11 protein-coding genes are annotated in these 14,079 nt (G+C 66.4%); 5 read left to right on the plus strand and 6 right to left on the minus strand.

What is annotated here, in order from left to right:
• Positions 1–13 precede the first annotated feature (13 nt).
• Positions 14–3,178: an efflux RND transporter permease subunit gene (locus tag HNP55_RS15745; RefSeq protein WP_184301311.1), complete on the plus strand. Its 3,165-nt coding sequence runs from the start codon at positions 14–16 to the stop codon at positions 3,176–3,178.
• Position 3,179: 1 nt separating this feature from the next.
• Positions 3,180–4,595 (plus strand): efflux transporter outer membrane subunit, encoded by a 1,416-nt coding sequence (locus HNP55_RS15750; protein ID WP_184301313.1) that lies wholly within the window; start codon positions 3,180–3,182, stop codon positions 4,593–4,595.
• Positions 4,596–4,668: 73 nt separating this feature from the next.
• On the opposite strand, the gene HNP55_RS15755 is transcribed toward HNP55_RS15750, so the two are convergent.
• The 3 genes from HNP55_RS15755 to HNP55_RS15765 all read right to left on the minus strand — a co-directional run bounded on the left by HNP55_RS15755 (position 4,669) and on the right by HNP55_RS15765 (position 7,876).
• Positions 4,669–4,890 (minus strand): hypothetical protein, encoded by a 222-nt coding sequence (locus HNP55_RS15755; protein WP_184301315.1) that lies wholly within the window; start codon positions 4,888–4,890, stop codon positions 4,669–4,671.
• Between the two features lie 303 nt (positions 4,891–5,193).
• Entirely contained in the window at positions 5,194–5,400 is a 207-nt protein-coding gene (locus HNP55_RS15760) for a cold-shock protein (protein ID WP_058720877.1), read from the minus strand.
• A gap of 265 nt (positions 5,401–5,665) precedes the next feature.
• Complete coding sequence (locus HNP55_RS15765; protein ID WP_184301317.1) at positions 5,666–7,876, minus strand: molybdopterin-dependent oxidoreductase; 2,211 nt, start codon at positions 7,874–7,876, stop codon at positions 5,666–5,668.
• A gap of 129 nt (positions 7,877–8,005) precedes the next feature.
• On the opposite strand from HNP55_RS15765, the gene HNP55_RS15770 reads away from it, so the two are divergent.
• Positions 8,006–8,854: an alpha/beta fold hydrolase gene (locus HNP55_RS15770; protein WP_184301319.1), complete on the plus strand. Its 849-nt coding sequence runs from the start codon at positions 8,006–8,008 to the stop codon at positions 8,852–8,854.
• 201 nt (positions 8,855–9,055) lie between these two features.
• Here HNP55_RS15770 and HNP55_RS24695 read toward each other — a convergent pair whose 3' ends face one another.
• A complete protein-coding gene (locus HNP55_RS24695; protein ID WP_281385263.1) occupies positions 9,056–9,364 on the minus strand; it encodes a PilZ domain-containing protein in 309 nt (102 codons plus the stop codon).
• Here HNP55_RS24695 and HNP55_RS24365 point away from each other — a divergent pair.
• A complete protein-coding gene (locus tag HNP55_RS24365) occupies positions 9,332–9,481 on the plus strand; it encodes a hypothetical protein (RefSeq protein WP_246448448.1) in 150 nt (49 codons plus the stop codon). The genes HNP55_RS24695 and HNP55_RS24365 overlap by 33 nt on opposite strands.
• A 9-nt stretch (positions 9,482–9,490) precedes the next feature.
• Here the strand turns inward: HNP55_RS24365 and HNP55_RS15780 are convergent, their stop codons facing one another.
• Entirely contained in the window at positions 9,491–9,931 is a 441-nt protein-coding gene (locus HNP55_RS15780) for a hypothetical protein (RefSeq protein ID WP_184301321.1), read from the minus strand.
• 108 nt (positions 9,932–10,039) lie between these two features.
• A complete protein-coding gene (locus tag HNP55_RS15785) occupies positions 10,040–10,849 on the minus strand; it encodes an alpha/beta fold hydrolase (RefSeq protein WP_184301323.1) in 810 nt (269 codons plus the stop codon).
• Positions 10,850–11,090: 241 nt separating this feature from the next.
• Here HNP55_RS15785 and HNP55_RS15790 point away from each other — a divergent pair, with 241 nt between their 5' ends.
• Complete coding sequence (locus HNP55_RS15790; protein ID WP_184301325.1) at positions 11,091–14,066, plus strand: adenosylcobalamin-dependent ribonucleoside-diphosphate reductase; 2,976 nt, start codon at positions 11,091–11,093, stop codon at positions 14,064–14,066.
• Positions 14,067–14,079 lie beyond the last annotated feature (13 nt).

Raw genomic sequence — 14,079 nt, forward strand, 5'->3', positions numbered from 1 at the left:
GAGGCCTGACACCATGTCGCGTTTCTTTATCGACCGACCCATCTTCGCCTGGGTCATCGCCCTGTTCATCCTGGTCTTCGGTGCCGTCGCGGTCGCCAATCTGCCGGTCTCGCAATACCCCAAGGTGGCGCCGCCCTCCCTGGTCTTGAGCGTGGCCTATCCCGGTGCCTCGGCCAAGACCCTGGATGAAAGCGTCATCTCGGTCATCGAACAGGAGCTCAATGGCTCGCCCGGCCTGGCCTATATGGAGTCCGTCTCCCAGGCCAATGGCACGGGCGCCATCACCGTCACCTTCGAGCCCGGCACGAATATCGAGTTGGCCCAGGTGGATGTGCAGAACCGCCTGTCCCGCGCCACGCCGCGCCTGCCCGCTGCGGTGACGCAGCAGGGTGTGCGGGTGGACAAGGCGCAGAACAACTTCCTCTTGTTCGTGACCCTGTCCAGCAAGGACGGCTCCAAGGACCCGGTGGCCCTGGGTGACTACGCCGCCCGCGCCATCGTGCCCGAGTTGCAGCGCATCCCCGGCATCGGCCAGGCCCAGCTCTTCGGCACCGAGCGTGCCATGCGCATCTGGCTGGATCCGGCCAAGCTCTTGAGCTTTCAGCTGAGCCCGGCCGAGGTGAATGCGGCCATCCGCAATCAGAATGCCTTGACGCCGGCCGGCGTGATCGGCGACCTGCCCAATCTGAGCAGCCAGACCATGTCGGCCACCGTGGTGGTCAACGGCCAGCTGGAGAGCACCGAGCAGTTCAAGAACATCGTGCTGCGCGCCCATGCCGACGGCTCCACCGTGCGCCTGAAGGATGTGGCCCGCGTCGAGCTGGGCGGCCAGAGCTACGGCACCTACTCGCGCCTGAACGGCCAACCCTCTACCGGCATCGGCATCCAGCTCTCGCCCAGCGGCAATGCGCTGGCGGCGGCCGGCGCCGTCAAGGCCCGCATGGCCGAGCTGCAGCGTTTCTTCCCGGAAGGCGTGGTCTACCAGATCCCTTACGACTCCTCCAAGTTCGTCAAGGTCTCCATCACCCAGGTGGTGGAGACGCTGATCGAGGCCATCGTGCTGGTGTTCCTGGTGATGTTCCTGTTCCTGCAGAACTGGCGCTACACCCTGATCCCCACCCTGGTCGTGCCCATCGCCTTGCTGGGCACGTTTGCGGCCATGCTGGCTCTGGGCTTTTCGATCAATGTGCTGACGCTGTTCGGCATGGTGCTGGCCATCGGCATCCTGGTGGACGACGCCATCGTGGTGGTGGAGAACGTCGAGCGCATCATGAGCGAGGAGGGCTTGTCGCCGCTGGAAGCCACCCGCAAGGCGATGACGCAGATCTCCGGCGCCATCATCGGCATCACCGTGGTGCTGGTCTCGGTCTTCGTGCCCATGGCCTTCTTCGCCGGCTCGGTGGGCAATATCTATCGCCAGTTCTCGCTGGCCATGGTGGCGTCCATGCTGCTGTCGGCCCTGATGGCGCTGACCCTGACCCCGGCCCTGTGCGCCACCCTGCTCAAGCCCGTCGAGGCCGGCCACCATGTCGAGAAGAAGGGCTTCTTCGGCTGGTTCAACCGCGGCTTTGCCCGCACCGCCAAGGGGTATGAAGGCTGGGTCGCCAAGCTGCTGCGTCGCAGCGGCCGCATGCTGCTGGTCTACGGCGTGGTGCTGGCCGTGGTGGGCCTGCTGTATGTGCGCATGCCCACCTCCTTCCTGCCCAATGAAGACCAGGGTTATCTGATCGTCAATGTGCAGCTGCCGCCGGGTGCCACGGCCAACCGCACCGAGGCCGCCGTCAAGCATGTGGAAGACTTCATGCTCAAGCAACCCGAGGTCGAGGCCACCATCGGCGTGATCGGTTTCTCCTTCTCCGGCCAAGGCCAGAATGCCGCCCTGGTGTTCGTGCCCCTGAAGCCCTGGGAGGAGCGGGTCGGCCCGCAGCACAGCGCCAGCGCCCTGGCCGGCCGCGCCTTCGGCGCCATGATGGGCCAGGTGCGCGACGCCTTCATCTACCCGCTGAGCCCGCCGCCCATCCCCGAACTGGGCAATGCCACCGGCTTCGCCCTGCGCCTGCAGGACCGCGCCAATCTGGGCCATGAGGCCTTGCTGAACGCCCGCAATCAGATGATGGGCATGGCCAGCCAGAACAAGAAGATCGTGGGCATGCGCCCCGATGGCCTGGAGGACGCTCCGCAGCTGCAGATCGACATCGACCGCGACAAGGCCAATGCCCTGGGCGTGTCTTACGAGACGATCGCCAATGTGATTGGCACCTCGCTGGGTTCGGCCTATGTCAATGACTTCCCTAACGGCGGCCGTCTGCAGCGCGTGATGGTGCAGGCCGATGCCGCGGCGCGCATGCAGCCCGAGGACATACTGCGCCTGAACGCCGTCAATGCCCAGGGCAAGAACGTGCCGCTGTCGGCCTTTGCCAGCACCCATTGGATCACCGGCCAGACCCAGGCCGTGCGCTACAACGGCTACCCGGCCATGCGTCTGGCGGGCGACGCCGCCCCCGGCGCGTCCACCGGTGACGTGATGAAGGAGCTGGAACAGATGGCCAAGCAGCTGCCTGCCGGCATTGGCTTTGAATGGACCGGCTTGTCGCGCGAAGAAAAGCTCTCGGGCTCGCAGGCGATGATTCTGCTGGCCTTCTCGCTGCTGGCCGTCTTCCTGTGCCTGGCCGCGCTGTACGAGAGCTGGTCCATCCCGTTGTCGGTGCTGCTGGTGGTGCCGCTGGGCATCCTGGGTGCCTTGCTGGGCATGACCTTGCGCGGCATGCCCAACGATGTGTACTTCAAGGTGGGCCTGATCACGGTGATCGGCTTGTCGGCCAAGAACGCGATTCTGATCATCGAGTTCGCCAAAGACCTGCAGCAAGAGGGCAAGGGCTTGGTGGAGTCCATTCTCGAGGCCTGTCATCTGCGCTTCCGCCCCATCATCATGACCTCGATGGCCTTCATTCTGGGCGTGCTGCCGCTGTACTTCTCCACCGGCGCCGGCTCGGCCAGCCAGCGCGCCATCGGCACCGGCGTGCTGTCGGGCATGTTGTCCGCGACCGTGCTGGCCGTCTTGTTTGTGCCGGTGTTCTTCTACGTGGTCCGGCGTATCTTCAAGGGCGCGCCTGGCAAGGCCAGTCACCGACAAATCGGCAGCCCCGCTCCGACAGCGCCTCGTCCGGAGGCTCATTGATATGAAACAGCGATTCCCTTTGCAAGCCCTGGCCGCTGCGGCCTCACTATTGCTGCTGAGTGCCTGTGGCGCCCTGGCGCCCAAGAACGAGCGGCCCGCCGCGCCGGTGGCGCAGGCTTGGCCGGTCAGCCCTGCCGTGGCTGCCGGCGCCCAAGGCCAGGCGGCAGCCGAGCTGCCCTGGCAGAGTTTCTACGGCCAGGATGCCCGCCTGCGCGAGCTGATCAAGCTGGCGCTGGAGAACAACCGCGACCTGCGCGTGGCTCTGCTCAATGTGGAGCAGGCGCGTGCCCTGGCGCGGGTGGCCGATGCTGCCCGTCTGCCCACGGTCGGTGTCGGCCTGGCCGCCAGCCGCCAGCCCGATAGCACGGGCAAGTCGGTGAACAACTACCAGGCCGGCTTGCAGATCACGTCTTACGAGATCGATCTGTTCGGCCGCGTGAAGAACCAGAGCGATGCGGCCATGGCCCGCTACCTGGCCACGGCCGAGGGCGGGCGCGCGGCGCAGATCTCGCTGGTCTCGGGCCTGGCCTCGGCCTATCTGGCCTGGGTGGCCGATGGCGAGATGGTCAAGCTCGGCGAGGGCACGCTGGCCACGCGCGCCGAGAGCCTGCGCCTGATCCGCCTGAAATACGAGGCAGGTGCGGCGTCCGCCCTGGATCTGGCGGCGGCCGAATCTGCCCATGCCGCCGGCTTGGCCGCCCTGGCCCAGGCCAGGCGCGCACAGGCCCAGGATGAAAACGCGCTGGCCTTGCTGCTGGGCCAGCCCCTGCCTGCGGCTTTGCCGGCCGGCCGGAATCTGGCGGCGCAAAGCCTGGCCGATGTGCCGGCCGGCCTGCCTTCCGAAGTGCTGGTGAACCGCCCCGACGTCCTGCAGGCCGAAGCCCAGCTGATGGCGGCCAATGCCAATATCGGCGCGGCGCGCGCGGCCTTCTTCCCCAGCATCTTGCTGACCAGCAATTTCGGCACGGCCAGCTCGGCTTTGTCGGACTTGTTCAAGAACTCGGTCTGGACGCTGTCGGGCCAGGCGCTGCTGCCCATCTTTGACGCGGGTCGCAATCGGGCCAATCTGGACGCGGCCAAGGCGGCGCAAGGCATTGCCCTGGCCCAGTACGAGAAGGCGGTGCAGCAGGCCTTCCGCGAGGTGGCCGATGGTCTGGCCGGCCGCGCCACCTTCACCGAGCAGTTGCAGGCGCAAGCCGCCCAGACCCGGGCCGAGAACGAGCGCCTGCGCCTGGTCGATCTGCGCTACAACAACGGCGCGTCCAGCAGCCTGGAGTTGCTGGATGCCCAACGCGCCAGCTTTGCGGCCGAGCAGGCCTTGGTGCAGGTCCGCCTGGCGGCCCTGCTCAACGGCGTTAATCTCTACAAGGCCTTGGGTGGCGGTGTGGAGCTCAAGGCTGCGGACGGCAAGAGCTGAGGCAGAGTATTTGATGGAATGTGAAAAGGGCGCCTCTGGCGCCCTTCTTCTTGGGTGATGGCCGGGCGATCGATCAGTGCAGCGCGTTGATCCAGGCCAGGCCTTGGTCCGTGGCATAGCGCAGGGCGGCACGCTGGGTCGGGAAGCGGCGGGTGAAGCGCATCACGCGGTCGTGACTGGCCTGGCCGATGCCTGAGCGTATGGAAACCGCGGCCGCAAAGCTGCCGTCGTCTTGGGTTTTGATGATGGGTGAGACAAGATATTTGCCCACCTCAATGCTTGTTTTCTTATGCATTTGTAGAGAGAGGTGTGCACCCGAACCGAGGGTTCCGATGCGAATTGGCGAAGGGATTGGCAGCATGGCGGCTGCAGCGGTCCGTGAGTCTTCGAGGCCTCGAACGGACGGGACATGGCTTGGGGGGCCAGTGCTTTCAATACTTCCTAGCTTGCCTTTGTTCTTGGGGGTCTGGGCAGGGCAAGGAAGTCAAACAAAGCACCCCGGAGGGTGCTTCTCGCCGAAGGCCGGCCAACGCTCACGCGTCAGCTGAGGCTTCGGGTTTGGGCAGAGCGCTCTTGCGACCGCGCTGCCCGGCGCAAATTACAGTGCGCGGATGTTCGAAGCTTGCAGACCCTTGGGGCCTTGCTTGACTTCGAATTCAACCTTTTGGTTTTCGGCCAGGGTGCGGAAGCCGCCGTTGTTGCGGATTTCGCTGTGGTGGGCGAACAGGTCCTTGGAGCCGTCTTCAGGCGTGATGAAGCCGAAGCCCTTGCCGTCGTCGAACCATTTCACGGTGCCGGTTTGCAATGTCGTCATGATTGTTCCTTTTTGAACGAATAAAAAAACCACCTCGCGGCCAAAGACCAGCGAGGACAGAAACACTCAAGAACAGTCAAACGGGGAGTTGAAACTGAAGCGAGCCCTGGTGCGGCAATGGATGCGCCGAGGGGCTGCAGATCGAAGACCTTGAAGAAACGGTCTTGTGCGTATCTATGCGGCCAAGTCTAACACAGGCGGGTGATGCCGCCTAATTCATTCCTTGTCTTGGGTCAAGAGCTGAGCGCGTCGAGTTTTACAAGGGCCGAACGCTAACGGCCACGCCCGACAGCACCGAATTGCCCGAGAGCGGGTCGCGGGCCCTGTCGTCCAGCAAGGCATTCAGGTTGGCGCCCGGCCGCTGCCTGGCCAGAGCCAGCTGCACACCCGGCAGATCATGGCCCCAGCCATGCGGCAGGCTGAGGACGCCGCGCATCAGATCGGCACTCAGGCCGACCTCGACGCTCAGCTCGCCCTGCGCCGTGCTGACGCAGGCCCGCCCGCCCTCACGCAGGCCCAGGCCTGCGGCGTCATCGGGGTGGACGAGCAGGGTGCAGCGCACCGGCCCTTTGGCCAAGACCGGCAGGTTGTGCATCCAGCTATTGCCCGAGCGCATATCGCGCCGGCCGATCAGGCTCATCGCGGGCAGGGGCAGGGCGAGTGCCGCATCGACGGCCGGCAAATCATCCAGCAGCTGTTGCGGGGCCAGCTCGATCTGGCCCGAGGGCGTGCGCAGCAGCTCGGGGATGCGTGGCTGCAACTCGCCCAGATCGATGCCCGCTGCCGCGGCCTTCACCTTGGCCAGATTCAAGCCCTCGGGCCGGCGGCCGAACTGGTCGCCGTAAGGGCCGCTGCGCAAGGCCAGATCGAGCAGGCGCTCGGGCCCGCGCAGCGGGGCCAGGGCGGCCAGCACGGCGCCTGCCTGCTCGGCCATGCGGACTTGCAGGTCGCTGGCGATGGCCTCGTCGTCCAAGGCGTTCACATCCCCGCGCCAGTCCCTGCCTTCGAGCAGGGCGGCCAGGCGCAGCAAGGTCTGCCATTCCTCCGGCTGGCCGGCGGGCTTGTCGAACACCGGGCCGGAGTAGCGGGCCTGATTGCGCCAGGACAGCTGGGGGAAGGCGAGGTCGTAATGCAGCTCCTCCAGCGGCGAGAGGCCGGGCAGGATCACATCGGCGTGGCGGCTGGTCTCGTTGAGATAGATGTCCAGGCTGAGCATGAAGTCCAGCGAATCCAGGGCGCGGGCGATGCGCGGCCCATTGGGTGCGGACAGCACCGGATTGCTGGCGATGGCGATCAGGGCGCGGACCTGGCCGGGGCCGGGGGTTTCTATCTCTTCTGCCAGGCAGGAGATGGGCAGCTCGCCAAACACCTCGGGCGCCTGGCTGACCCGGCTGCGGCGCCGGCCGGTGCTGATGCCCTTGCCCACGCCCGGCCGCCCCTGGGTATTGGCTGCAAAGGCCGCCGCCTTGGGGAACATGGCGCCGCCGATGGCGTCCAGATGGCCCGTCAGGATATTGATCACATCGACCAGCCAGCTATTGAGCGTACCAAAGCGCTGGGTGCAGCTGCCGATGCGGGCGTAGAGGCTGGCGCGTTCGGTGGCCGCTAACTCTCTGGCCAGGCGGCGCTGCGTCTCGGCGGGGATGGCGCAGCCGGAGGCCATGCGTTCGGGCGGGTAGGCCAGCACGGCCTCGCGCAGAGTTTCCAATCCCTTCACATGCCCTGCCAGATGTTTGAGCCGGACCAGGCCTTCATCGAACAAGGTGTGCACCATGCCCAGCAGCAGGAAGACATCGCCGCCCGGGCGTATTGGCAGATGCTCGTCGGCCGCATGGGCGGTTTCGGTCTTGCGCGGGTCGATGACGATGATGCGGCCGCCGCGCTCCCGCATCGCGCGGGCCTTGCCGCGGTAGTCGGGCACGGTCCATAAGCTGCCGTTGCTGACCAGCGGATTGGCGCCCAGGATGATGAGCAGATCACTGCGCGGCAGATCGGGCACGGCGATGCTCAGCCAATGGCCATACATCAGGCCCGAGCTGAGCTGCTTGGGCATCTGGTCCAGGGTGGAGGCGGAAAAGATATTGCGTGTGCCCAGGGCGCGCGCCAGCTTGGGGAAATAGGCCAGCAGGCCGATCTTGTGGGCCGCGGGGTTGCCGATGCAGGCGGCCACGGCGTCCGGCCCCTGCTCGCGCAAGATGGGCAGCAGGCGGCGTTCGACTTCCTCAAAGGCTTCATCCCAGCTGGCGGGCACAAACTTGCCTGCGCGCTTGATCAGGGGCTGGCGCAGGCGGTCGGGGTCCTCGTGCAAATCCTTCAGGCTGATGCCCTTGGGGCAGATGAAACCCGTGCTGAAAACATCGTTCTCGGCGCCGCGTATGCTGAGTACCCGCTGGCCCTCGCTGCGGATTTCCAGCCCGCAGCAGGCTTCGCACAGAGGGCAGATGCGGTAATGGCTTTGCTGGCTCATCGGGCTTGTCTCCGGCGCTGGCTGTCCTGCCGCGGATTGTGTGGGGCCGGCCGCGGCCCGCGGGTCATCTAGGCGACAGCGTGGGCATACTGCGGGCCTGATCCTCAATCAAGAAGGCTGGAGTGGCTGATGCGTATCGATATTGGTGGCGGCGTGCGTTTATTCGTCGATGTGGAGGGCCCGGGCCTGGTGCCCGATGGCGCCCTGATGCGCGAGAAGCCCACGCTGATCTGCATGCACGGTGGGCCGGGCTTTGACCATGCGGCCTTCAAGCCGGGCTTCTCCTGCCTGGCCGATATCGCGCAAATCGTCTACTACGACCATCGCGGCCATGGGCGCAGCGATGAGCGGCCATCCAGCGAATGGACGCTGGACACCTGGGCCGACGATGTGGTGAGGCTCAGCGATGCCTTGGGCCTGGTCAAGCCCATCGTGCTGGGCCAGTCCTTCGGCGGTTTTGTGGCCCAGCGCTACATTGCCCGCCATCCCGGTCATGCGGCCAAGGTGATTCTGTCCAGCACCTCGCATCACATGGGCATGGAGCGCAAGCTGGCCGCTTTTGAACGCCGGGGTGGCGCAAAAGCGCGCGAACTGGCCGAGGCCTTCTGGAGCACGCCCAATCCGGCCACTTGGGCGGCCTACTGGGCGGGCTGCCGCAAGCTCTACAACAGCACCGAGCCGGCCGATCCGAATGCGGCCGCGCGCACCCGGGTGCGGGAAGAGATCCTTTTGCACTTTGTGGCGGGTGAAAAGCAGCGGCTGCAACTGCTGCCCGGCCTGGCGCGCGCGCAATGCCCGGTGCTGGTGCTGGCGGGGGAGGAGGATCCGGTCTGCCCGCCCGAGGATGCGCGCGAAATCTTCGCAGCCTTGCCGCCCGAGTGGGCGCAGTTCAAGAGCTTCCCCGGCGTGGGCCATGGCGCTTGGCGCGATGACCCCAAGGCCGCTTATGCGACCTTGCGGGAATTCATCTTGAGCTGAGCCAATTCAGTTGTTCGGGGCGCTAACGCGCTATCCACAGCGCACGCAAGCAGGGAATCGGGCCGAGCGCCGGGCCGTCCCAAGCCGGCCCGCCTGAGGCCATATGCGGCTCAATGCCGCATATGGTCACGTCCCCTTGGGGGACCGACCAGGCTTCGCCCGCGTTCAGCGGGGCAAGACTGGGCGAGGGGCAGGTGTACTTCAGGCGCCGATCAGCGTAGCGAGTTCGCGCTCGACCAGGCTGGCGTCGCCCAGATTCATCTCGATCAGGCGGCGTAGATGGGTGATGCTTTCGATGTCGATGCTGCGGCACAAAAGCCCGGCGTTCTCGCCCTCGATATGGGCCAGCTCGCCGGCCAGGGAGATGCAGGTCTCTTTATCGGCCAGGATGATCTTGAGCAAGCAGGGGGTGCCCACGCTGGCACCGTGCGGAGCCGGCAGGCGCAGCAAAGCGCCTTTCAGGGAGAGGTCAAGCACATGCGCCTTGATCTGCTCCTGGGTGGTGATCAGCTCGGCCTCGACGTCGAAGGGGACGCGGGTGAAATGGCGGCGTTCGGTATTGATGGCACGCTCCTGAAGCTTGGGTTTGATGCTAGCAGAGGCCTGCGCGATCAGCGACTCGAATAGCCGCTTAAATCAGAGGTAAATCGTGCTGTGGTCCACGGCTTTTTGCAGGCGCTGCGGGATCACCGCTTCCAGGCCCATGGCCTCCAGCGTGTACCAGGCGGCGCGCAGATAGCTGGCGGTGGCGCTGCGCACCTGCGAGCGGCGCTGCTCGGCGTAGTCCTTGTAGTCCTCGTCCAGCAGGCCCAGCTGGGAGGGGCGCACGCCTGAGGCCATGCGGGTGTCCAGCGGCGGCGCCTGGTAGCGCAGGGCCACGCGGGCCAGCAAGGTTTGCACCTCATCGGAATGCGCATGCGGGCCCAGCAGCTTGGCCAGGTCGCCCAGCACTTCTTCGGCGGCCGCGGCCAAGAGGCGGGCGGCATGATCGCTGCCGCCGGCCAGATACAGGGCGGCGCCCAGGTCAGCATATTCCAGGGCCATGGCCAGATTGGGCAGATCGGCTTGCGAGTTCATGAACGGCGTCGGGGGAGGCGAGGAGTCTGAGTGTAGGCAGAGTTAGCGCTTGGACTGAAGCATCCCTCCGATGGCTGTGTACGGCTTGCGACGCGCTGCCGAGCCGGCTCAGGCCTGCAGCCAGCCCAGGGCCGCTGCGTTGAAGGCCTGCGCCTGCTCGCGCATCACCCAGTGGCCGCAGTCAAAACCCTGCACCCGGTGCTGGGCCTGGGCTTGCAAGCCCTCCAGCCAGGCCTGGCTGTGGAACATAAAGGGTTTTTTGCGGCCGTAGGCAAAAAAGAGCGGGCAGGGCAAATGGAGCGGCCGCATCTTGCCCTTGAAGCCGCCGAAGCTGCCGGTCCATTGCATATCGTAGGGATAGTTCATGGCCGCGCCTATGTGTTGCGGTTCGGCCGGGCATTTGAGGGCGCGGGCCATGGCGCGGGTGATGCGGTCGCCCAGGCCGCCGCCCAGGCGCCAGGCGGCGACCAGGCTCAGCTGGTAGCCGGCAATCATCAGCTTGGCCTTGCCGCTCAGGCTTTGCAGGAACGCGGGCGAGCTGGCATCGCCCACATCGATGGCGACGACCCGGCGCACCAGCTGCGGGTGGCGCAGCAGGGTTTGCAAGCCGAACACACAGCCCCAGTCGTGCAGCATCAGCGTCACCGGGGCCTGGGGCGAGACCTGCTCGATCAGGCGGCGGATCTGCTCGGTCAGCTGCTCCAGGCTATGGCCCTGGCGGGGCTGGCGGATGTCAAAGCCGGGCAGGGTGAAGCGCACGCAGCGGAAGTGGGGGCGGAAGAACTCGACTTGCGCGTCCCAGATGCGGTAGGTGTCGGGCCAGCCGTGAATCATCACCAGGGTTTCGGCCCGCTCGCCGCAGGCGGAGTCGTCGATCAAGACCTCAAACCCATCAAGGATTATGGTTTTTTCACTCATGCCCGGACTTTGCTTCAAATTGCGACCCGGCCCATCTATCGTTATCCCAGGCTGCGGCCCGGGCCTGGTCTTTCTCCCGGTGAGTGGGTGCTTACGGTGCTGGCTTTGGCAGGCCGACGGCCGAAAATTGCAAGCGCGCAAGCCCTGACCCGCGTCAATTTCGGATGGCTAAGATGGGTCCATCATGGCGCTCCCATCAGATCCTCAACCGCTTCAGTCCCCCGCCTTCCGAAAGACCCGCATGACGCCTCCCACCCCCACCCAGACCAGCTTTGACACCCTAGATTCGGACCTGGCCGGCGGTCTGTCGCCGCGCTCTCCTATCGCCTCGCTCGCGGCTCTGCCGCCGCAGGACATCAGTGCTGAGGTGCTGTTGGAGAAGTACGCCAAGGGGGATGAGCAAACCCTGGATGAGTTGCGCCAGCGGGTGGCGCGGGCCCTGGCCCAGGCCGAGGCGCCCGAGGCGCGGGGGGAGTGGGAGCGCAAGTTCCTGGACGCCCAGCGGCGTGGCTTTGTGCCGGCCGGGCGCATCAATTCGGCGGCGGGCACCGAACTCAGCGCCACCTTGATCAACTGCTTTGTGCAGCCGGTGGGCGACTCGATTGCCTCGGTCGAAGACGGCCACCCCGGCATCTACACCGCCCTGACCGAGGCGGCCGAGACCATGCGGCGCGGCGGTGGCGTGGGCTATGACTTCTCCCGCATCCGCCCGCGCGGCGCCTGGGTGGGCTCCACGCAAAGCAATGCCTCGGGCCCGGTCAGCTATATGCGGGTGTTCGATCGCAGCTGCGAAACGGTGGAAAGCGCCGGCAGCCGGCGCGGCGCGCAAATGGGCGTGCTGCGCTGCGACCACCCCGATGTGGAGGAATTCATCCACGCCAAGGACAAGGGCGATCTGAAGAACTTCAATATCTCGGTGGGCGTGACCGATGTATTCATGCAGGCCGTCGAGGCGGACGGCGAGATCGAGCTCTTCCACAAGGCCGAGCCCGGCCCCAAGCAGCGCGAGGCCGGTGCCTACCAGCGCGCCGACGGCCAGTGGGTCTACCGCAAGCTCAAGGCCCGCGCGCTCTGGGACCAGGTGATGCGCTCCACCTACGATCATGCCGAGCCCGGCGTGCTCTTCCTCGACCGCATCAATGCCGACAACAATCTGCATTACTGCGAGTCGATTGCGGCGACCAATCCTTGCGCTGAACAACCCCTGCCCGCCTACGGCTGCTGCTGCCTGGGCTCCGTCAACCTGACGAATTTTGTGCATGCACCCTTCAGCGATGAAGCCAGCTTCGACGAGCAAGGCTTTGCCGAGGTCTGCCGGGTCGCCACCCGCATGCTGGACAATGTGCTGGACGTGACGCCCTGGCCGCTGCCGGCGCAGCAGCAGGAGGCACGCAACAAGCGTCGCGTCGGCCTCGGTTTCACCGGCCTGGGCGACACCCTGGTGATGCTGGGCTTGCGCTACGACAGCGAAGCCGCCCGCGAGGCCGCCCGCCACATCAGCGAGTTGATGCGCAATGCCGCTTACGAGGCCTCGGCCGATTTGGCCCTGGAGCGCGGCGCCTTCCCGCTCTTCAATGCCGATCTCTACCTCTCGGGCGGCAATTTCGCCTCGCGCCTGCCGCAGGGGCTGAAGGACAAGATCCGCGCGCAAGGCCTGCGCAACTCGCACCTGCTGTCCATCGCGCCCACCGGCACCATCAGCCTGGCCTTTGCCGACAACGCCTCCAACGGCATCGAACCCGCCTTCAGCTGGAGCTATACCCGCAAGAAGCGCATGCCCGACGGCAGCTACAAGGAATATGCCGTCGAGGACCATGCCTGGCGCCTCTACCGCCATCTCTTCGGCACGGACGCGCCGCTGAGCCCGGCCTTCGTCACCGCCCTGGAGCTGAGCGCCTCCGACCACGCCCTGATGGTGGCTGCGGTGGCGCCCTTTGTGGACACCGCGATCTCCAAGACCGTCAATGTGCCGGCCGACTACCCCTACGCCGACTTCCAGGACCTCTACAACCAGGCCTGGAAGGCCGGGCTCAAGGGCCTGGCCACCTACCGGCCCAATAGCGTGCTGGGCTCGGTGCTCAGCGTGGCGGCCCCCGCCGTGCAGGCGCCCGAGCCGCTGAAGCCCGTGCCCGGCGATGGCAGCAACCAGCGCATGCTGGTGACCCGCCTGCCCAATGCGGTGCTGGCCTCGCTGCGCTGGCCCAGCCGGCCCGAGCTGCCCGGCGGCAACCCGGCCTGGAGCTATATGATCCGCCACCCCCACGGCGACTTCGCCCTCTTCGTGGGCGAGTTGCCGGCCGTGGGCCCGGACGCCGGCCTGTTCGGCAAGAACCTGCCCTTCGAGGTCTGGGTCAATGGCGCCGAGCAGCCGCGCGGCTTGGCCGCCGTGGCCAAGACTCTGTCCATGGACCTGCGCAGCAATGACGCCGCCTGGCTGCGCCTCAAGCTCGACGCCCTGGCCACCGTGGCCGAGGAACGCGCCTTCGAAATGCCCATGCCCCCGGGCGGCGAGCTGCGCCTGTTCCCCGGCGTGGTGGCGGCCACCGCTGCCGTCATCCGCTGGCGCTGCGAACAGCTGGGCGCCTTGGCAGACGGCGGCCCCACGCCCGTGCTGGACGCCATGTTCAGCCGCGAGGAGCCGCGCACCGGCACCATGGGCACGCTGGCCTGGGCGGTCGACGTGGACAACCCGGCGACGAACGAGCAATTCACGCTGACGCTGAAAGAGGTCAGCCTGCCCACGCCCGAGGGCGGCGTCGTGACCCGGCCTTGCGCCATGGGCTTCTCGGGCAACTACCCCAAGGCCCTGGACGGCATGGCCCGTTTGCTGAGCCTGGACATGCGGGTGATGGACCCGGCCTGGATAGGCATGAAGCTGCGCAAGCTGCTCAATGTGGGCGAGCCCCTGGGCCATTTCATGGCGCCCGTGCCCACGCTCACGGGCGAGCGTCGCCAGCAGATCTGGCCCTCCACCGTGGCCTATGTGGCCCGCCTCATCATCCACCGCTACGCCATGCTGGGCGTGCTGGACGAGCAAGGCCTGCCCCTGGTCGAGATGGGCTTGCTGCAAGCCCCGACGGCGGCCAAGGCCACGCCCGGCGCCTCGGTGCAAGCCATGGCCGGCAAGCCCTGCCCGGAATGTGGCAACACCACCATGATCCACAAGGACGGCTGCGACTTCTGCACCGCTTGTGGCTATGTGGGGCAATGTGGCTGAGGTTGATCGCGGT

The sequence above is a fragment of the Roseateles oligotrophus genome, from assembly GCF_014204525.1.
GTDB classification, from domain to species: Bacteria; Pseudomonadota; Gammaproteobacteria; order Burkholderiales; family Burkholderiaceae_C; genus Paucibacter_A; species Paucibacter_A oligotrophus_A.